At 51.6% G+C, this 19976-nt stretch carries 20 protein-coding genes; 14 read left to right on the forward strand and 6 right to left on the reverse strand.

The window, feature by feature from the left end; translation table 11 throughout:
• The first annotated feature begins 7 nt into the window (after positions 1-7).
• The 5 genes from DDY07_RS05780 (at position 8) to DDY07_RS05800 (ending at position 4597) form a co-directional block, all read left to right on the forward strand.
• Positions 8-301 carry a hypothetical protein gene (locus tag DDY07_RS05780; protein WP_171695167.1) on the forward strand — a complete coding sequence of 98 codons (294 nt, stop codon included), beginning with the start codon at positions 8-10 and terminating at the stop codon, positions 299-301.
• 7 nt (positions 302-308) lie between these two features.
• Entirely contained in the window at positions 309-743 is a 435-nt protein-coding gene (locus tag DDY07_RS05785; protein WP_171695168.1) for a nitrogen fixation protein, read from the forward strand.
• Between the two features lie 45 nt (positions 744-788).
• Positions 789-2036: an HlyD family secretion protein gene (locus DDY07_RS05790; protein WP_171695169.1), complete on the forward strand. Its 1248-nt coding sequence runs from the start codon at positions 789-791 to the stop codon at positions 2034-2036.
• Between the two features lie 2 nt (positions 2037-2038).
• On the forward strand, positions 2039-4168 hold the full coding sequence (locus DDY07_RS05795; RefSeq protein WP_253734412.1) for a peptidase domain-containing ABC transporter: 2130 nt from the start codon (positions 2039-2041) through the stop codon (positions 4166-4168).
• An 84-nt stretch (positions 4169-4252) separates the two neighbouring features.
• On the forward strand, positions 4253-4597 hold the full coding sequence (locus DDY07_RS05800; protein ID WP_171695170.1) for an FUN14 domain-containing protein: 345 nt from the start codon (positions 4253-4255) through the stop codon (positions 4595-4597).
• Between the two features lie 163 nt (positions 4598-4760).
• Here the strand turns inward: DDY07_RS05800 and DDY07_RS05805 are convergent, their stop codons facing one another.
• The 4 genes from DDY07_RS05805 to DDY07_RS05820 all read right to left on the reverse strand — a co-directional run bounded on the left by DDY07_RS05805 (position 4761) and on the right by DDY07_RS05820 (position 8251).
• Positions 4761-5426 carry a phage tail protein gene (locus DDY07_RS05805; RefSeq protein ID WP_216614717.1) on the reverse strand — a complete coding sequence of 222 codons (666 nt, stop codon included), beginning with the start codon at positions 5424-5426 and terminating at the stop codon, positions 4761-4763.
• A 27-nt stretch (positions 5427-5453) separates the two neighbouring features.
• On the reverse strand, positions 5454-6386 hold the full coding sequence (locus DDY07_RS05810) for a PEP-CTERM sorting domain-containing protein (RefSeq protein WP_171695171.1): 933 nt from the start codon (positions 6384-6386) through the stop codon (positions 5454-5456).
• Between the two features lie 635 nt (positions 6387-7021).
• Positions 7022-7849 carry an MOSC domain-containing protein gene (locus DDY07_RS05815; protein ID WP_171695172.1) on the reverse strand — a complete coding sequence of 276 codons (828 nt, stop codon included), beginning with the start codon at positions 7847-7849 and terminating at the stop codon, positions 7022-7024.
• A 12-nt stretch (positions 7850-7861) separates the two neighbouring features.
• Positions 7862-8251 (reverse strand): PilZ domain-containing protein, encoded by a 390-nt coding sequence (locus DDY07_RS05820; protein WP_101053327.1) that lies wholly within the window; start codon positions 8249-8251, stop codon positions 7862-7864.
• A gap of 138 nt (positions 8252-8389) precedes the next feature.
• Between DDY07_RS05820 and DDY07_RS05825 the strand changes: the two genes are divergently transcribed.
• The 4 genes from DDY07_RS05825 to DDY07_RS05840 all read left to right on the forward strand — a co-directional run bounded on the left by DDY07_RS05825 (position 8390) and on the right by DDY07_RS05840 (position 13741).
• Complete coding sequence (locus DDY07_RS05825; protein WP_171695173.1) at positions 8390-9613, forward strand: ABC transporter substrate-binding protein; 1224 nt, start codon at positions 8390-8392, stop codon at positions 9611-9613.
• A gap of 33 nt (positions 9614-9646) precedes the next feature.
• Complete coding sequence (gene uvrB / locus DDY07_RS05830) at positions 9647-11743, forward strand: excinuclease ABC subunit UvrB (protein WP_253734413.1); 2097 nt, start codon at positions 9647-9649, stop codon at positions 11741-11743.
• A gap of 133 nt (positions 11744-11876) precedes the next feature.
• Entirely contained in the window at positions 11877-13496 is a 1620-nt protein-coding gene (locus tag DDY07_RS05835; protein WP_101053331.1) for a bifunctional diguanylate cyclase/phosphodiesterase, read from the forward strand.
• 32 nt (positions 13497-13528) lie between these two features.
• On the forward strand, positions 13529-13741 hold the full coding sequence (locus tag DDY07_RS05840) for a TraR/DksA C4-type zinc finger protein (RefSeq protein WP_033158783.1): 213 nt from the start codon (positions 13529-13531) through the stop codon (positions 13739-13741).
• 12 nt (positions 13742-13753) lie between these two features.
• On the opposite strand, the gene DDY07_RS05845 is transcribed toward DDY07_RS05840, so the two are convergent.
• Entirely contained in the window at positions 13754-14890 is a 1137-nt protein-coding gene (locus DDY07_RS05845; RefSeq protein WP_171695174.1) for a GNAT family N-acetyltransferase, read from the reverse strand.
• 50 nt (positions 14891-14940) lie between these two features.
• On the opposite strand from DDY07_RS05845, the gene DDY07_RS05850 reads away from it, so the two are divergent.
• From DDY07_RS05850 to DDY07_RS05870, 5 genes are all read left to right on the forward strand, one after another.
• The gene (locus tag DDY07_RS05850; RefSeq protein ID WP_171695175.1) at positions 14941-15543 is read left to right on the forward strand and encodes a DUF938 domain-containing protein; all 603 of its coding nucleotides are present in this window, start codon (positions 14941-14943) and stop codon (positions 15541-15543) included.
• An 88-nt stretch (positions 15544-15631) separates the two neighbouring features.
• Positions 15632-16222, forward strand: a complete 591-nt coding sequence (locus tag DDY07_RS05855; RefSeq protein ID WP_171695176.1) for a LemA family protein — start codon at positions 15632-15634, stop codon at positions 16220-16222.
• A gap of 1 nt (position 16223) precedes the next feature.
• Positions 16224-17084 carry a YgcG family protein gene (locus DDY07_RS05860; RefSeq protein ID WP_216614718.1) on the forward strand — a complete coding sequence of 287 codons (861 nt, stop codon included), beginning with the start codon at positions 16224-16226 and terminating at the stop codon, positions 17082-17084.
• Between the two features lie 3 nt (positions 17085-17087).
• Positions 17088-17588, forward strand: coding sequence for a TPM domain-containing protein (locus tag DDY07_RS05865; RefSeq protein ID WP_171695178.1), 501 nt, complete (start codon positions 17088-17090; stop codon positions 17586-17588).
• A gap of 122 nt (positions 17589-17710) precedes the next feature.
• The gene (locus tag DDY07_RS05870; RefSeq protein ID WP_101052961.1) at positions 17711-18139 is read left to right on the forward strand and encodes an Hsp20/alpha crystallin family protein; all 429 of its coding nucleotides are present in this window, start codon (positions 17711-17713) and stop codon (positions 18137-18139) included.
• 70 nt (positions 18140-18209) lie between these two features.
• Here the strand turns inward: DDY07_RS05870 and DDY07_RS05875 are convergent, their stop codons facing one another.
• Positions 18210-19949 carry a sulfite reductase subunit alpha gene (locus DDY07_RS05875; RefSeq protein WP_171695179.1) on the reverse strand — a complete coding sequence of 580 codons (1740 nt, stop codon included), beginning with the start codon at positions 19947-19949 and terminating at the stop codon, positions 18210-18212.
• Positions 19950-19976 lie beyond the last annotated feature (27 nt).

Raw genomic sequence — 19976 nt, forward strand, 5'->3', positions numbered from 1 at the left:
AGCTGTCATGTCAAACAAAACCACTCGAATTTCTGTCGATGAATTATCCGCCTTTGCCGCGCAAGGCATAGAACGTGCTTTGCAAGCCCGCGAGGCTGCCGGCGTGGAGTTGAATCAGGCGCAACTGGATCAAGTTAGCGGCGGCGCCTCGTTAAGCTTGGTGCTGAATAAAGGCATTATCGCCGGCGGCCCCTGGTTCGATCAGTTTAGAGGATTAAATAATGTGATTACCAATCAGGGTGCCGGCGGTTTGGCCGGTGGCTTAGCGGGCGGCCTGCAAGGAGCAACCCAGCTGGGTTGATAAGGCCATGACCTCGGAGAACCCAGTGTTATGTCCCAGCGCACAGCCGGAATGGGAAGGTGCCCAAGTCATCGGCGTGATGACCGGTACTGCGGATCAGCCTGAAATGGCTTATTTGACTGCCCCGCAACCGGTGACCGAGCAATTGCTCGAACTGGCCGGCCCGGTCAGTCCGGCGGAAGTGTTCCGCTTTTCCGCGCCATGCGCCTGCACCGGTTGCGGGCACTACGCGGAAGCGGAGTCCAAATGCCGGCTGGCTGAAAAAGTTGTGCGCTTTACGCCGACAGTCACCGAGCAATTGCCGGTGTGCGCGATTCGCGCCGACTGTCGTTGGTGGCTACAGGAAGGCCGCTCGGCGTGTTTTAGATGTCCGCAAGTGGTGACCAATAACCTCAAGCCGACCGAAGACATGCGGCGGGCAGCCAACTACGGCGTTCTCTGAGGGTTTTGGTCGCAATGTCAAAAAGGGTGAGAAGGAAACGGCGCTATGAAACATGAGTTATTTCGACAACAAGCCTTGGACTTTAAAAAAGACAAGCCCTTAGGGGAGGTTATTCACGTGGAATCCTTGTCGTTTGCCTTTCTCACCGCTTTAGCCGTCAGCAGCGCATTGCTGCTGGTCGCCTTTGCCTTTTGGGGCGAATACACCCGCAAATCGCATGTGAATGGTTATTTGTCGCCGAGCATGGGATTAATCAAAGTGTATGCGCCGCAGGCCGGCACCTTGATCGAGAAACACGTACGCGAAGGGCAAGCCGTGAAAGCCGGCGATACGTTGTTCGTGTTATCCACCGAGAGTAGTTCGCGGGAAACCCCGCAAGCTCAGGCCGCGGCGATAGAGCAATTGAAGCAGCGACGGGAAAGTCTGGAAACAGAACTCATCAAACAAGAGCAAATCGACCAGATTCAATACCGCTCCGTGTTGGATAGACTGCAGGGCATGCAACGCGAGTTACAACAAGTCAATAATGAAATAGATACCCAGCAACAGCGTTTGGCCGGTGCCGCGGCAACTTCGCAACGCTATCAGCAGTTGCTAAGCACAAAATTCGTTTCGGCCGTGCAAGCCCAACAAAAACAAGATGAATGGTTGGATCACCAAGCCAAGCTGCAAGCCCTGCAACGGGTACAGATGACCTTACAACGCGACATCCGCTCCACACAGTTGGAAGCGGACAGTAGCCAAATGAAATTTAAAAACCAGCGTGCGGCCATCGAACGCAATATTTCAACCTTGGCGCAAAACATCACCGAATCCGAGTCGCGCCGCAACATCGTGATTACCGCACCGCACGACGGCACCGTCACCACGATCCTGGCGGAGCAAGGACAAAATGCCACGACCGCCAATCCCTTGCTGTCCATCCTGCCGCAAGGTGCCAAATTGCAAGCGCAATTAATGGTGCCGTCCAGCGCAGTGGGCTTTGTCGAACAGGGACAGACTGTGTCGGTGCGTTATCAAGCTTTTCCCTATCAGCGCTTCGGTAGTCATCAAGGCCGTATCGTCGAAATCGCCAAAACCTTGATTACCCCCAAGGAAGCCGACTTGCCGGTGACTTTGCAAGAGCCGGTCTACCGGGTCACTGTCGAGATCGATAAACAAGCGGTGCAAGCGTATCGCCAGGATATTCCTCTGCAATCCGGCATGCTGCTGGATGCGGATATTTGGTTGGATCATCGCCGCCTGATCGAATGGGTGTTCGATCCTCTTTACAGCATTCTAGGACGGGTTTAATCATGACTATGCAACATATCCTCGACTTTTCCGGCCGCAGGAAGACCCCGCTGATCCTGCAAACCGAAGCAGCCGAGTGCGGTTTGGCTTGTCTGGCGATGGTGGCTAATTTTCATGGGCACCGGGTGGATTTGGCCAGTTTAAGACAAAAGTTTTCCCTGTCTTTGAAAGGCTCGACCTTGAATCATCTGATCCAAATCGCCAACCAATTGCATCTGGCATCGCGGCCGGTGCGGCTGGATTTGAACGAACTGAGCAGACTCAGTCTGCCGGCCATCTTACATTGGGACTTCAATCATTTTGTGGTGTTGACCCAGGTCAAACGCGGCGTGGCGACGATACACGATCCGGCCAAAGGTACCGTGCATTTACCCTATACCGAGGTCTCCAAGCATTTCACCGGCATTGCTTTGGAGTTGCAGCCCACCCAAGCTTTTACCGCCAAAACCGAACGTCAACAAATCAAGTTATCCCGCCTCATCGGCCGATTGAACGGTGCCTCCAGCGCTACCTTGCAAATCATTTTATTGGCTGCAGCCATAGAAGTGTTTGCCATCGTAGCGCCTTTTTTTATGCAACTGGTGGTGGATAACGCGGTGGTTGCACGGGATACCAATTTGTTGACAGTATTAGGATTGGGATTTTTATTGCTGGCCTTGATTCAGATAGGCATTACCGCGCTGCGCTCATGGGTGGTGTTGGTGCTGAGTACTTCGGTTAACTTGCAGATGATGAGCAATCTGTTCGGGCATTTATTGCAGTTGCCGATGAATTTCTTTGAGAAACGGCATCTGGGCGACATTGTCTCGCGCTTCGAATCGTTAAACGTGATTCAACGCACCCTGACCACCAGCTTTCTGGAGGCCATCATTGATGGTGTGATGGCGTTGGTGACACTGGGTATGATGCTGGTATACAGCTGGAAACTGGCGGCTATCGTCAGTCTGGCCGCACTGCTTTACGGCCTGTTGCGTTTGGTTTCATTCTCACCATTACGGGCGGCTAGCGAAGAGCAAATCCTGCGCGCCGCCAAGCAGCAAACCAATCTGCTGGAAACCGTGCGCGGCATGCAAAGCGTGAAATTATTCAACCGCCAGTTGCAACGCCGGCACGGCTATCAAAATTTGATGGTCGATCATTTCAACGCCGGCATCCGCGTGCAAAAGCTCAATATCATTTACCGGGCGTTGAACAGCTTGTTGTTTGGGGTGGAAAATATTGCGGTGATCTGGCTGGGTGCCTTGTTTATTCTGGACGGCGGCTTTTCGGTGGGGATGCTGTTTGCCTTCATGTCCTTTAAAGACCAGTTCACTCATAGGGTGGGCAGCTTCATCGAAAAAGGCATCGAATTCAAAATGCTGGGCCTGCACACCGAACGGGTCGCCGATATTGCGTTGGCGGAAGCCGAAGATGAGCATGTTAGTGGTGCCCGTCACGAGCAACTGCCGGCATCGATCCAAATCCGCAATCTGGATTTCAGTTACGCACCTTCCGAGCCGCCGGTGCTGAAAAATTTGAATCTGGATTTTGCCGAAGGCGAGTCGGTGGCGATCATTGGTCCGTCCGGTTACGGCAAAACCACGCTGGCCAAATTAATCTTGGGTTTGTTGCAGCCCAGTGCCGGCGAAATTCTGATCGGCGGTGTACGCTTAAACCGCATCGACAGTCACGATTACCGCAATATGGTGGCGGCGGTGATGCAGGAAGATCAATTGTTTGCCGGCTCGATTGCCGACAACATCTGTTTTTTCGATCCGGAACCGGATCAAGCCTGGATCGAAACCTGCGCGCAACTGGCGGCGGTGCATCAGGATGTGATGAACATGCCCATGGGCTACAACACACTGATAGGCGATATGGGCACGGTGTTGTCCGGCGGCCAAAAACAACGGGTATTGCTGGCCCGAGCCTTGTACAAACGCCCAAAGATTCTGGTGCTGGACGAAGCCACCAGCCACTTGGACGTGGCCCGCGAAAAACTGGTGAACGGTGCGGTGCAGCAACTGAAATTGACCCGTATCATCATCGCCCATCGCCCGGAGACTATCGCCTCGGTGGATAGGGTGATTGACTTACAAGCCATAGCGGCAGAGGCGCTTGCCGGTCCGTGTTATGCGTCACAGGCGGCTTAGATGTTGCTGCGCGGTAAATGCTCTATGTTGCCGGATTCGTTATAAAATCCTCGAAAATTTTTAAACATTTTACGACTGGATTTTATGAATAACGCCATTGAAACACACGCATCCAACGATATTTTTTCCGAAGCCTTTTTGCTGGGTAATTTAGGCGCACCGTTTATTTTGGGAATGGCGGTTGGCTATTTCGCCAAAAAAATGCTGCGCACGGCCTTGTTTGTCGGTGGGGCGATTGTGTCGATTTTGTTCGTTGCCGAATATTACGATCTTATCAACATCAACAATATGGCGTTGGAAAATGCGGCTAGCTCAGCCGCTGAGGTTGCCAAGGAATCCGGCAGTTTCTTGCTGGATAGGCTGGCGGTGTTTACCAGCCGGGGTGTTAGCGGTGCAGGCGGTTTTTTTGTGGGATTTAAACTCGGGTAAATCGAGTTTTTGCTTACCCGGCTAAGGGTTGATCATGTGGCTCAGTCAGCGGCGTGTTTTGCCTAGCTACATAGTGCCCACTTTTTTGCGTGGGCACTATGTGTCGTGAATATCACTTCAGACTATTTGCGATTAACAGGGCAGATTTATACGATTCCAGCCGCTAATTTCGGCCAGGAAAAATACCTTGTGTGGCTACACAGTAAGTGATACCCAAAGCAGGTGAACGGTTATCAAAAGGCTGGCTTCGTCCCGCAGGCTCAACGGAAGTGGTTGGCCTGCCCGTAAATTTTATGATGTTTGCCTTTAGGGAAGCGTTGGGGGCGTCGCTTGAATAGATATTATCTCTCGATGTCGATGCCGCTAATACATTGCCGGAGGGCGTACTCTTATTGCCGGCTGTACTTACTGCGTCAATCGTAGCGGAAACGTTATCTAAAAAAGTTTGCGCACCATGGGAGTGGAAAGGCATTTGGTTTAGTCCTAGGGTTACAAAATCTAAGCCGACTTCTTGGCCAATCGATATTGGCGATAGCCCCGGACCTTGCCCGGCCCCGATTGGCGAGCGGCCGCGCAGATCCGGTAACATAAATGTCGTTTGTCCATCACCGCCATACTGCGTTCCCAATAATGAAAACAAGGCTGTGTTTTGCGCAATGCTCAGCGTCTGTCCGGCGGCCTCCAGATAACCGCGCGGGCAAAAGTTAAAGCTAAATGTGCAAATCTCGCCGAGAAAGGGGTCGGAACCGCAAGCCGAGGCTGATACAGGTAAGCCGGTGATAGCAATCATGGCCAGTTTCAAGAGTGGTTTGTTGAATGATTTTGACATGTTGAGTACCTTTAAATTGAGCTGAAATTAATTGAAAGCGTAGTTACGGCGTTTGCTGGTAAGGACTGAGATCAAACCGATAGCCAACAGCCACAGGGTTTCCGGCTCCGGTACCGTGTTGTTGGTTTGCTTGGTGACCGAATCGACTGTAATCAGGCTGGACGCATTTATCGAAAATCTGCCGGAGTCCGCGCCGCCGAATATGAATAGATCGGGGTTGCTATCGCCAAAGCTGATCAAATCGCCTGGGTTTAATAGAAACGACAACAATAGAGTGCCGACGTCGGATACCAGGCCGCCTTTACCGGTAGCGATATTGGTATTCGGATTACTGGGTATGAATTTTTCGTTACCGCGAACGGGATCCGAAACAATTTTAGAAAACGCCAGTTCCTTGCCATCGGCTTTGTAAAAGCCAATTATGGACTGTGCGAATTCGCCGTCATTGTTCAGCGGCGGTGTGTCGGTGGCTTCGACTTGATGGCTGTATTGGAATTGCAAGTTCACCACAAAACTATCCACGGCAGACTTGTTCTCAATCGAAAAGGTATAGTCGCCGAAAAGCGGGCTGATGTTTGAGGGCTCGGCGCCGCCAGTGCCGCTAGCGTTTAAATTGATACCAAAACCATCGCCGATCTGGCTTAAGGTGCCTGACAAGGGGTCAGGACCTGTGACCGTGGAACCCACCAGCGTGGTGGTGGAAGTAGAGCCGGCGATAATGCTGGTCAGCGAGCCTGTCTGGATGGCGTTTATCGGCTCAGCCGGGGAGCCGAGGCTATCAAACTCGGCCGAACCGCGGATTACAATATTGCTGTCAAAAGCCGCAGCCGATACCGATCCGGAATGGGCGCCGAGCAGCAATGTGATAGCCAATGCGACATTGCGAATCCGGCAACCGTGGTTTGTAGGTAGCTTCTTAAAATCGCTACCGATGCTCTTTTTAAATTTAATTGATTCCATCTTGATACCTCTATATTTGATTAGATTTGGCGGTAATATATTTATATTAATGACTTGTTCCGTGCAAAATGCAGGCATCTAGCAAGTATTTAAATGCAGTGGATTAAAATAATTTCTCATGCTGCTAAATTGCCATATAAATTGAATTAAATTACTTCTGTTTTATTCAAAAAATTGTATTACGGGAATTAATAGCCAATTCTTATGCCAGTTATTATTTTTGTGCGGGAAAATAATTTATCTTTATGTTTTTAAAGATATTTTATGGCTGTGCTTGGCTGGAGGAGTCAGCATGCATAATTGGTGTGGAAGCGTTTTGGCACGATATGTCGCATGAAGTACGAAATATCGTTTTTATTTCGAAGTGGGGTTTGATTTATTGCTTAGCTCGATAGAGCGGGTAATTGAAAGTAGGCTTTTTAGCTTAGAAATACCCATTACTAAATAAGCAGAGGAAGGCTTTGTCAAACTGATGTGAAACTGCAAAAGCCCCGATTAGCCAGGCGAACAGCTTCAACAAACAGGTAAACAAAGCATTAACATGGGAAGCACCCAAATGCGCGGATACCACCATTGACGGCGTGACTGCCGAACAGGCAATCGCCGGACGAGGAGTAATGAAAGTGCGGGATTTTCTAAGTTGGGGATAGCGGAGGCTGCGGTTCGCCGATTTCATGGATCAGCACGGTCTGACCGACTGCCAAGCTGCCGGGTTTATCGTGCAAGGCGTTTTGCCCAAAATAGACTTTGTTTTGCCATTTGCGCAGACGATTCAGCGTCGTCAAGGGTTCTTTGCCGGTTTCGGCGGTGAGCGGGTCTATGGTGGGCACCGAGCAGCGCGAGCAGGGTTTGGGCAATCTAAAACCAATATCGTTGATGCTAAGCCGTCGCCAAGTGTCTTCGGCGTAACTGTCGCAATCGGTGACGACTAGATTAGGCCGAAAACGAATCATGTCAATTGCCAACGGCATGGCTTGGTTGAGGGCGTTTAGGGAGTTCTCCGACACGATCAAAAACGGAAAGCCGTCGGAAAACGACGTTTGATCACTTTCTAAAGCATAGTTAGGATCGACCTGGCGAATATCGTCATCACTTTGGTAGACCAGCCGGCACTCGGTTTGTAAAAAATCGCTTAGCCAGGCATCGGCAACAGCGCCACAGGTTTTGGCGACACAAACGTCGTGCCAGACTACCACTTCAATGTCGTCGCCGTCTTCCGATTGCAAAGGCAGAGCTAGATCCGCTTGATTGGGAGCCGACAAAATTAACTGTTGATCTGCAATGCGGGTTTGAATCAAGGCCATTTTGGGTAAGCGGCGCTGGCTGAGGAACTGTCTATCGCCGTCTATCAGCATCCATTTTCGGTCGTACAGCAAGCCTTTGTGGTCCACCGGCCAGTGTTCTACGCGAATGCCGGCCAGCGATTTGACTGGGTATATATAAATTTCACTGAGTATTGGCATATTGTTTTGCGCTTAGCTGAATAGCAGATCGGTTTGGGTGTGCAGTAAATGCTCTGCCAAATGTTTTTCAATGTTGTCGAACTTGATGCCGTAACGGCCGTTTTCCCGGTCGCAATGGACAACAAGCGCGGGTATATCGAAACGCTTGCCGTCGGCGAACAATAAATACAGGAATATCCGCTGATTCTTGCCGAGTTTTTTTTCGCTGAATATCGCCGCGCCGCGGCTACTCACATCCCGCAACACGACCGGAAACAGGCGTGGAAACCAGATACTTTTGACTTTGACGGCAGCACGGATGTCGTTGCGTCGATAACGAACCGCACTGCGTTTGTTAGACCATGAGCTATCAATCGTGACCTCTTGATCGAGAAAATCTAAAGAGAAATCTGGCTCAGACATGGCAAGCGCGGCAAATGTAAAGGTGGCTAAGTATTGATGTTAAACCGTTAAAATTCAATAGAGCGTGACGATTATTGACCAAGCCCAGCCAAACCGAATCCGTTAAAATAGGGCTTTTATATCGTTCCGAACCGGATTATGAAAAAAATTGCGATTGTTTCATTTTGTTATTGTTGGCTCGCCGCGTTGCCTATCAGCAGCGCTATTGCCGCGCCTGCCAAGAAAGCCGCACCTGCCAAACCGCAGATCAGCAAACCTGCCGAGCCTGCCAAACAGATAGTCAAAATCGGCTATTTTAGTCAGGAAAGAGCCGCCCCGGCTGCCTTGTCCAACCTTGATCCGTTTATCCAGAACAAAGGGCAGATCGGCGCCGAATTGGCGATTGCCGATAACAATACCACCGGGCAATTTACCGGCCAGCACTACGAGTTAAAGCAGGTTGTAGTGCCGGTGGGCGGCGATTTGCAGCAGGCCTTCAATCAATTAGGCGAGGATGTTGGTTTGGTGGTGTTGAACGTGCAGCCAGACCAATTAAACAAGCTCGCCGATTTGCCGGCGGCGAAAAACAAATTGCTGTTCGATGCTTCTACCAGCGACGACGAGTTGCGCAACACGGATTGCCGCCATCAGGTTTTGCACATATTGCCCAGCCGGGCCATGCGCGCCGATGCGCTGGCGCAATACATGTTAAAGAAGCGCTGGCAAAACTGGTTTTTGGTGATAGGTCCCACGCCGGAAGACAAGTTATACGCAGCGGCCATTAAACGCGCGGCCAAGAAATTTGGTATCAAACTGGTCGCGGAAAAAGCCTGGACCAACGATTACGACGCCCGCCGTAGCGCGCAATCCGACGTGCCGGTGTTCACGCAAGTGGACGATTACGATGTGTTGGTGGTGGCTGACGAACAAGGCTTGTTCGGCGAATATCTGGATTACCGGACCTGGAAACCGCGTCCCGTGATCGGCACGCAGGGTTTGGTTGCCACCGCCTGGCACAGAACCCACGAACAATGGGGCGCGGTGCAATTGCAAAATCGCTTCAAGGACACCGCCGGCCGCTGGATGGAAGAAGAAGATTACGCCGCCTATCTGGCGGTGCGGGCGATAGGCGAGGCCAGCGTCCGCAGCAAGTCCAATCAAACTCAGGCGATTAAGGATTATGTCTTCTCCGAAGCGTTTGCCTTGCAAGGTTACAAGGGCGTGCCCCTGTCGTTCCGCCGTTGGGACGGTCAATTGCGGCAACCGGTATTATTGGCTGCACCGCGATCTTTAGTTAGCGTGGCGCCGGTCGAAGGATTTTTGCATCCGAAGACGGAGCTGGATACCCTGGGATACGACCAGCCGGAAACGGCTTGTAAATAAGCCGGTGTTGAACCAAATTTCAGAGGGTAGGGCATGAGCGATAAACGGCGCATGGAGATTAGCCAGTCGGCGATCACGGGTGTTCTGGGCGTGGAAGAAGCGCGGCCGCAAAAAAAGGGGCCGGCGCATAAACCGTTCAAAATACAAAGCCGCTATCAACCGGCTGGCGACCAGCCCACCGCCATCGCGGCGCTGGTGGAAGGCATCAACGACGGTGAATTGCATCAAACCTTGCTGGGCGTGACCGGCTCCGGCAAGACTTTTACCGTTGCCAATGTGATCCAGCAAACCCAGCGGCCGGCGATGATCATGGCGCCCAACAAAACCTTGGCGGCCCAGCTGTACGGTGAAATGAAGGAGTTTTTTCCGGAAAACAGCGTCGAGTATTTTGTCTCTTATTACGACTATTACCAGCCCGAGGCCTATATTCCGGCTTCCGATACCTTCATCGATAAGGACGCCTCGCTGAACGAACACATCGAACAAATGCGGCTGTCGGCTACCAAAGCCTTGCTGGAACGGCGCGATACCATCGTGGTGGCTACCGTTTCGGCGATTTACGGCTTGGGCGAGCCGGAATCTTATTTCCAGATGGTGCTGCATTTGGTTCGCGGCGATATGATCAAGCAACGCGACATACTGCGGCGCTTGGCGGAAATGCAATATACCCGCAACGACACCGAACTGCGCCGCGCTACATATCGGGTGCGCGGCGAGGTGATCGACGTGTTTCCAGCCGAGTCGGAAGAACAAGCCCTGCGTATCGAGTTGTTTGACGACGAGATCGAAAGGTTGTCGATGTTCGACCCACTAACCGGTGAAGTCACGCAGCGTCTGGCCCGCTTTACGCTTTATCCGAAAAGTCACTATGTCACGCCGCGCGATCAGTTGCTGACCGCTGTGGAAAAAATCAAAATCGAACTGGCCGAACGCCTGGAACAATTGCGCGACAACCATAAACTGGTGGAAGCGCAACGACTGGAGCAGCGCACGCTGTTCGACATCGAAATGATCATGGAAGTGGGCTACTGCTCCGGTATCGAAAATTATTCCCGGCATTTGTCCAATCGCGCAGATGGTGAATCGCCGCCTACCATGTTCGATTATTTACCCAAGGATGCCTTGGTGATCATAGACGAAAGCCATGTCACGGTACCGCAGATTGGGGCGATGTATAAAGGCGACCGCTCGCGCAAGGAAACCTTGGTGGAGTATGGTTTTCGCTTGCCCTCGGCCTTGGACAACCGGCCATTGCGTTTCGAAGAATTCGAACAAATCTGCGGCCAGCGTATCTATGTTTCCGCCACGCCCAGTACTTACGAGAAAGAACATTCCGGCGCGGTGGTGGAGCAGGTAGTGCGCCCGACCGGCCTAGTCGATCCCATTGTCGAAGTGCGCCCGGCGACCAGCCAGGTGGACGATTTGTTGTCAGAAATCACTAAACGCACCGCCATCCAGGAGCGGGTGTTGGTTACCACCCTGACCAAACGCATGTCGGAAGATTTGACCGATTATCTGATGGAACACGGCGTCAAGGTGCGTTATCTGCATTCGGACATCGAAACGGTGGAGCGGGTGGAGATTATCCGCGACTTACGGCTAGGCGTGTTCGACGTGCTAGTCGGGATCAACTTGCTACGGGAGGGTTTAGATATACCGGAAGTCTCGCTAGTAGCGATTTTGGATGCGGATAAGGAAGGTTTCCTGCGTTCGCTGACCTCGTTAATCCAAACCATAGGCCGTGCCGCGCGCAATGCCAATGGCAAGGTAATCCTTTACGGGGACAAGATTACTGGTTCGATGCAACTGGCTATCGAAGAAACCGAGCGCCGCCGCGATAAGCAGGAAGCGTTCAATAAAGAGCATAATATCCAGCCTAAAACCATATTCAAATCGGTTACCGATATTTTGGAGTTATCGATACCCGGTTCCGGCGGTTCCATTTCCAACGCCAGAGCCAAAGTCGCCGAACCGGCCGGGAATTACAAGGCTATGACGCCCAAACAAGCCGCCAAGGCCTTGAAGCAACTGGAAGAAAAAATGTATCAGCACGCCAAAAACCTGGAATTTGAAGATGCAGCGCGGATCAGGGATCAGATCAAATTGCTGCAAGCCGAGATGGTGGTTTAAGAGGCTTAGGTTTGTAATTAACGTTTTGGCTAACTATATTTAGTGAATTTTGTCGAGGTTCCCAGCTTGCAATGCTTGGTCGGCAGAAGCTAAACGACGATAGCAAATTCATGAAACAGACGCCGAGAAACAGATGATACCCGCCAAAAACATACTGAACGAAAATGTTCGCGTGCTGAAAAGCGAGGTATCTAAAACCACTTATCAGGGTGTGGCCATTGCGATTGCCAGCATTCTCAGTGCGTTGTTGGCCTTGAGTTATTACTACGTCGGCGAAATTTCCTTAAATGGCATCATTAAAGCGCAAACCGAAAATTACGGTCTGTGGATGCTTGAAGCGCTACCGTTTATTTTCGGATTTTGGGGTCAATATTCCAGCTCGGTCATCGCTTATCAAGCCGGGGCGATGATTTTGGACCAGACCCAGGAACTGCGCTCTCGCGCCGAATCATTGGAAAAACAAGTCAGTTATTCCACCACCCACGATTCGGTAACGGACCTGCCGAACCGGGTATTGTTTTACGACCGGGTGGAACAAGCGATGTTAGCCGCCGGCAATCAAAACAAAATGCTGTCTATCTTGTTGGTGGAAGTCGCCAATTTTAAGGAAGTTTACGACACACTGGGCCGTAACAGCAGCGACTTGATTTTGAAACAGATAGCAACACGTCTGCAAAGCGTGGTGTTGGGCACTGATAGTGTCGCCCGTATCGACGGCAATATTTTCAGCGTGTTGTTGTCGGCGGTGGATAACGAAACTGCTGGCCTGACATTGGCCAAAAATATCCAGGCGGCCCTGGATCCGGCCTTTAAAGTCGAGCGTCTGAGTCTGGTGATTCACAGCAATATTGGTATCGTCAATTTTCCCGAGCATGGCGACGATGTCGATACTTTGGTGCAAAAAGCCGGCGTGGCATTATTCGTAGCCGGCCAATCGCACGAAGGTTACACCACTTACGCGCCGTCTTACGACGATCATAGTCCGCGCCGCCTGACCTTGATGAGCGAGCTGCGCCAGGCTATCGAAAAAGAGCAATTACATGTTTATTACCAACCCAAGGTGTCGGTGCAAACCGGGCAAGTTTACGGTGCGGAAGCCTTAGTACGTTGGCAACACCCTAAGCATGGCTTTATCGCGCCGGATGAATTTATACCCATGGCCGAAAGAACCCGGGTGATCAAGCATTTGACTGCCTGGATGCTGAAACAATCGTTCAAACACTGCGCGGAATGGCGCAAGCGCGGTTGGGAACTGATTATCTCCGTCAATCTGTCCGCCAAGGATTTACACGATCCTGAGCTGCCGGATGTGATGGCCGGTGTGGCGGCGGCAGCCAATATCAAACCCGGCTGGATGATGCTGGAGATTACCGAGAGCTCCATCATGACCGATCCGGAGCGGGCCATGGAAGTGATTCAGCGCCTGAATGAAATGGGCTACAAATTGTCTATCGACGACTTTGGTACGGGTTATTCGTCACTGGCTTACTTAAAACGCATGCCGTTAACGGAATTAAAAATCGATAAATCCTTTGTTGTCGATTTGTTGCACAGCGAAAACGATGCAGTCATCGTTAAAGCCACCATCAACTTGGCGCACAACTTAGGATTGCAGGTGACTGCCGAAGGTGTGGAAACTCAGGAAATCATCGAAAAACTCAGCACTTACCGGTGCGACTTGGCGCAGGGTTACTTGTTCAGCAAGCCGATGCCGTTTGAGGCTTTTGGTGCGTGGGTGGAAGCCCATCGTTAAAGCAAAATTATGCAGATTCAGGAGCAGCAGTAATGTCCACAGCCTGGGCGGGTGGTACCGATGCCATTCTGGAAAGAATGGACAAGATGACCGAGCTTTTCGTCGCCGAGACACGTAAAGCTATCTATACGGGCGAATCGGCCAGCCATTGCCAGGAATGCGGGGAGCCGATTCCGGAAGCTCGGCGTCAGGCGATTGCCTGCCAGTATTGTTTGCCTTGTCAAACCGAGCTGGAAAAAAGCTGACGCAGCACTGTTTTATTGGGCTCGTTTAAACGGCAGGTAATTCGCCGCGTCTTGCTTGTAATGCGCAATCGCCTGTTTTTCCCGGGCTACAAATTGCGCCACGGCCTTGGCAAAACCGGCATCCTTTAACCAATGCGTGGAGTAGGTAGTGACCGGCTCGAAGCCGCGGGAGATTTTGTGCTCGCCTTGCGCGCCGGAATCAAAACGCGCCAAGGCGTGTTCTATACAGTAGTCCAAGCCCTGGTAATAGCAGGCTTCGAAATGCAGGGCGTTGTATTCTTCATCGCATCCCCAATATCGGCCGTACAAGGTATCCGCGCCGATAAAACTCAAGGCTGCGCCGACGTATCTATCGTCTTTCATTGCCAGAACCAGCAACAACTGTTCTGGCATGGTTCGCGCAATTTGTTTGAAAAACGCTAGATTGAGATAAGGTTCGGAACTGCGTTTTAAGTAGGTCAGTGCGTAAAAGCGGAAAAACACCTGCCATTGGATCTCGGTAACCTCCGTCCCCGGAACACGCAATAGCTCAATACCTTTTTCCGCTACCCGGCGTCGTTCACGCTTAATCATCTTGCGTTTGTCGGCGCTTAGGGTTTGTAAAAAATCTGAAAATGTTAGGTAATTTCGATTAAACCACTGAAACTGCACGCCCTCGCGGACGCTTAAACCTAAAGATCTCAGCAGCTCAAGCTGGGACGGTTCGGGAAATAAACAATGCCACGAGGAAATACCCTGTCGTTCGGCAAGTTGTTGGATAAAACTGAATAATAAAGCGCAGATTGCCGTTTGGTCCGCATCCGCTGCGAATAGCAGTCTCTGTCCCTGGCAAGGGGTAAACGGGATCGCGCTGATGAATTTCGGGTAATAGGCCAGACCATGCTGCTGGTAAGCTTGAGCCCATTGCTGATCGAACACATACTCGCCCCAGGAATGGGTTTTTAAATACAGCGGCAATGCTGCCAACAATTTTTGATTGTCGAAAACCAATAAATGCGTAGTGTCCCAGCCGGTCTGCGGGCAAACGGCGGCGCTTTGTTCCAGTGCGGATAAAAACTCGTGGCGTAAAAAAGGATAGTCGGGTCCGCACAGTCGATTCCATGCCGTGGCTTCGATTTGCGCCATGCTGGCGATTTGTTTTACTTCCATTTTTAATCTTAGTAGAGTTAAAGCCCCAACATACCATCAAACCATTGCCCATGACGACAGAGAAGCCGTTTTCTCAAGCTTGTGAGAACAACAAGGAACCGATTTTACAGATTCTCAAAACGGTTTTTGACCAACCGATGACAGTGTGGGAAATCGGCAGCGGTACCGGCCAGCATGCCTGTCATTTTGCCGAGAACCTGCCGCATCTGACATGGCAGCCTACCGATAGACCGGAGAATCTGCCGGGGATCCAGTTATGGCGGTACGAGGCGCAGCTGGTAAATCTACTGCCGCCGCTTAGTTTGGACGTGGCGGATTTGCAATGGCCGTGCGCACGGGTTGAGGCGGTATTTACCGCGAATACTTTGCACATTATGAGCAGCGAAGAAGTAGGGCTGTTATTCAAGCGGCTAGCGAACTATTTGAGTGCCGAGGCGACGATGTGTATCTACGGCCCGTTTAATTACGCCGGTGCATATACCAGCGAAAGCAACGCCCGTTTCGACCTATGGTTGAAAGAACGGGATGCGCGCAGCGGTATCAAGGATTTCGAGGCGATCATGGCCTTGGCCGAACACATCGGTTTGACCTTACAGGCCGACCACGCCATGCCGGCCAATAACCGGCTATTAGTGTTGCGCAAGCGGGCATAGGGATCAAAGTCTGACGTTTGGCGTGACTTAAGTGCCTGCGTGTTATTCTGCTGCCACAATTAAAGTTTTTCTATTCACGGAGTGGACGATGCAAAAAATAGTAACGGTTTTTCTTTTAATCGTGATCTTGATGCTGCCCGGTTGCGGTTACAACACCTTTCAAACACAAGACGAACAAATCAATGCCGGTTGGGCGGAAGTGCTGAATCAATATCAGCGCCGCGCGGATTTGGTACCGAATCTGGTGAACACGGTGAAAGGCTACGCAGGACATGAAAAGGACGTATTGGAAGCCGTGACGGCTTCGCGCGCCAAAGTGGGCAGCATGCAAGGGACGCCGGAATTGGTGAACGACGAACAGGCTTTTGCCAAATTTCAAGCGGCGCAGGGCGAATTGAGCTCTGCTTTGTCGCGCTTGATGGTGGTGTCGGAAAATTATCCGCAACTGAAGGCTGACGCCAATTTCCGCGATCTGCAAGCGCAATTGGAAGGTACCGAAAACCGTATCACCGTGGCACGCAATCGTTATATCGCCGCGATCAAGGAGTACAACATCACCGTGCGCTCGTTTCCCAGCAATCTGACTGCGATGCTGTTTGGCTACAAAACCAAGCCATCGTTTACCGTTGAAAATGAGAAAGCCATTTCGACTGCGCCAGTGGTTGATTTTGGTAAGTAAGATGTGGAAGACAGCTGATTTTTCAGGGTTTTGGGTCGCCCTATTCCTGGCGGTTTGTCTGTTTGCAGCGGCCGTAAATGCCGAGCAAGGAGTGCCCAATCTTGAACAGCGTGTCACCGATCTGACCGGCACCTTATCCGCACAGCAAAGAACCGCGCTGGAACAACGCTTACAGGCTTTTGAGCAACAAAAAGGCAGCCAGATTGCGGTATTGATCGTTGCCAGTACCAAGCCGGAAGACATTGCGCAATATGCTATTCGCGTGGTCGAACAATGGCGTCTGGGCCGCAAGGGTGTCGATGACGGCATATTGATGTTGCTGGCCAAGGACGACCGCGCCACGCGCATCGAAGTGGGTTACGGCTTGGAGGGTGTGGTGCCGGACGTATTGGCTAAGCGGATTATTGACGACATCATGATTCCGTATTTTCGGCAGGGCGACTATTCGGGAGGTATTAATGCCGGCGTGGATAGCCTGATCGGAATATTTGATGGTGTGCCACTGCCTGCCCCTCAAGCATCCTTTGTCGATGGGCGAGTGCAACATTTACTGCCCCTCTTGGTGTTTCTAGCGGTGGCCGGCGCTTGGATTTTACGGACTCTGTTTGGAAGCTTTCTCGGCGGGATAATCAACGGCAGCGTGGTTGGTATTATCGCTTGGCTATTGAACGCGGGTTGGCTGGTTGTATGCCTTGCGGCATTGTTTGCGTTCATGGTTTCGCTTAGCAATGGCAGACGTGCGTTTCGCGGCCGGCATAACGACAATTTTTACGACGATGACGATTTTGGCGGCGGGTCGGGAGGCGGATTCTCCGGCGGAGGCGGCGGTTTTGGCGGCGGCGGTGCGTCGGGGAGATGGTAGGGCGTGCAAGTAATTAGATTCCTAAAGCATATTTTTAGTGGTCCCTGGCGTGTGCGTCTGGCGTTTTCCAAGCGCAGCTTGCAAGCCATCGAAGCGGCGATTGCTGATAGCGAAGCATCGCACTTGGGTGAAATTCGTTTTGTGGTGGAAAGTGCGCTGGAGATAGGCGAGTTATTGCAGGGTGTTACGCCGAGACAACGCGCGCTTGAGGTATTTTCACAATGCCGAATCTGGGATACGGAACACAATACCGGCGTCCTGATTTATTTGCTGTTTGCTGATCGTGATGTAGAGATTGTCGCTGATCGCGGTATACATGCCAGAGTTGGCGAAGCGGTTTGGGCCCGGATTTGCGAACAGATGGAAGCGCAGTTGAGGGCAGGCCGATTCGAAGTAGGCGTGATTGAGGGGATTGCCCTTATCTCGGCGCAATTGCAACAGCATTTTCCGGCGTTAAATAAAGAAAATCCCAACGAAATAACTAATGCGCCTTTAGTTCTTTAAGCCATTTTTTTAGCTATTGTCTGCTGTTTTTTAAGTGTCTTTCTCTTGAATTTCTTGTGGTCTAACGCCATATTGGCATAGAACCATTCAGGTTTTTACATGCAACAAAGAGGAGAATCGACATGAGTAACTTAAGCCCATTTGTTAGTCGCGGTCTGTTTGACGAACTGTTTCGCGATGTTAATCCCGGTTATTACATTAAACCGCTGCACGGCGACGGTTTGCCGGCGCAAATCAAAGTGGATGTGAAGGAAAATCCGTCGGAGTTTATCGTCCAAGCCGAAATTCCGGGCGCTGGTAAAGAGAATATCCATGTGGACATCGACGGCAACGTGGTTGCCATCCGCGCGCAAATCAGCCAGCTGGATACCGAAAACAAAGACGATAAATTGCTGCGTAGCGAGCGCTATTTCGGTGAAGTGTCGCGTAGCTTTCAACTATCCGCCGAGATTGACGAGGAAGCCAGCAAAGCCCGTTACGAGAACGGCATATTGACGCTGAATCTAGCGAAGAAGCTGAAAAAAAGCGGACAGCGGATGACTATCGATTAACTGCCCGGAGGAACCTCTATAGTGGGTGGTTCACGGGTTGACTGAGGTGAGCCCGTGAACCGATCTCCGATCAATAAACGTCTCTGACGTAACGTTTGTCTTTTTTCAATTGGTTGACATACTCAACCGCCTCGACCAAAGTTTTCTTGCCATGCTCGCGAATCACATCGTGCAGGGCTTGATCGACGTCTTTGGCCATCCGGTAAGCGTCGCCGCACACGAAGAAGTAACCGCCTTGTTCCAGCCAGGCATACAGTTCGGCACCGTGCTCTTTCATGCGATCCTGCACATAGATTTTTTCCGCTTGGTCGCGCGAGAACGCTAAATCCAGCTTGGTCAGCAAGCCGCTGGATTGCATCGCTTCGATTTCCTCGCGGTAGATAAAATCGGTCGAAGCGTTGCGGTCGCCGAAAAACAGCCAGTTTTTGCCGGAGGCTTTGCGGAATTCGCGTTCTTGCAGGAAGGCGCGGAACGGGGCGATACCGGTGCCTGGCCCAACCATAATCATGGGCAGGCTATCATCGGCCGGCACGCGAAAGTTGTTGTTGGGGGTGAAGAATATCCGTACATCGGTTTCTTCATTTACCAAGTCGGCCAGATAAGTCGAGCAGACGCCTTTGTGTTGGCGGCCGTGCGCGTCGTAACGCACGCTGGCGACGGTCAGATGCACGCTGTCCGGATGCTTCTTGCCGCTGGAGGAGATGGAGTAAGCGCGATGTTGCAACGGTTTTAATAAACGCAAAAATTCGGCGGCCGAAAATTCCACGCCGGGGAATTGCAACAGCAGATCGAGTATGTCGCGGCCCCACAGGTAATCGGACAGTTTTTCCTTGTCACCGGACAGCAATAAGGCATTTAACTCTTGATCGCCGGACCGGCTGGCGATTTCCTCAACCAGTTCTTTGCTGGGTAATTTGATCTCGAAATGTGTGCGTAAGGCATCCGACAGCTTCATTAATTCGCCATTGACCGGTTCGTCTTCCGCGCCGGTGCAGCCGATGGCTTTGACGATTTGCGCTACCAAGTCCGGGCAGTTGGTGGGGATCACGCACAGCGCGTCGCCGGCTTCGTAACTGAGGCCGGAGCCATCGATAGAAATTTCGTAATGTCGGGTTTCTTTCGACGAATCCAAAGCCGTGACAATGCGGTTGACGCGCATTTTGGCTGGAAATGGGTTTTTGCGGTTGTAAACCGATTTAGCAGCCTGAGTTTCGGTATCGACTACCGCAACCGTGCTGGCACCTTCCGCCATCAACGGAATCACTTCGCTGAGCCATTTTTCCGCTGGGGCTTCAAAATCCACATCGCAGTCGACGCGGTCAAACACGCGCTTGGCACCCAGAGCTGCCAGTTTATTATCCCAGTCTATGCCGGCCTGACAGAACAAGTCGTAACTGGTATCTCCCAGGGCCAATACCGAATAATTGACGTTGTCCAGGCGCGGAGCCGCATCACTATTGGCCGCTTCCCAAAGCATTTCGGCGTTGTCCGGCATAGCGCCTTCGCCGTATGTGCTGGTAACGATCAGCAAGTATTGCATTTGCGGCAATTGGCCGATTTCGACTTCATCCATGCTTTTGACGACCGGTTGCAAGCCATGTTTTTTTGCTGCATTGGCGGCGTCGTTAGCCAGCGACTCGGAGTTGCCGGTCTGAGTACCGTAAAGAATATGCAAGGTGCGGGCGTTCGCTTGATTGACACTACCGGCGCTTTGCAGCATATGGCTATGCATGCCGGCGAAAAAACCGCCAAGCCAGGCGCGTTGAGTATCACTAAAAGGGGCGTTTTGCGGGATAAAAGGTGCTTTCATTTCATTACCATCTGTGGACAGGTGTCA

Origin of the sequence: Methylomonas sp. ZR1 (genome assembly GCF_013141865.1) — a bacterium.
In the GTDB taxonomy this organism is placed as follows: Bacteria; Pseudomonadota; Gammaproteobacteria; order Methylococcales; family Methylomonadaceae; genus Methylomonas.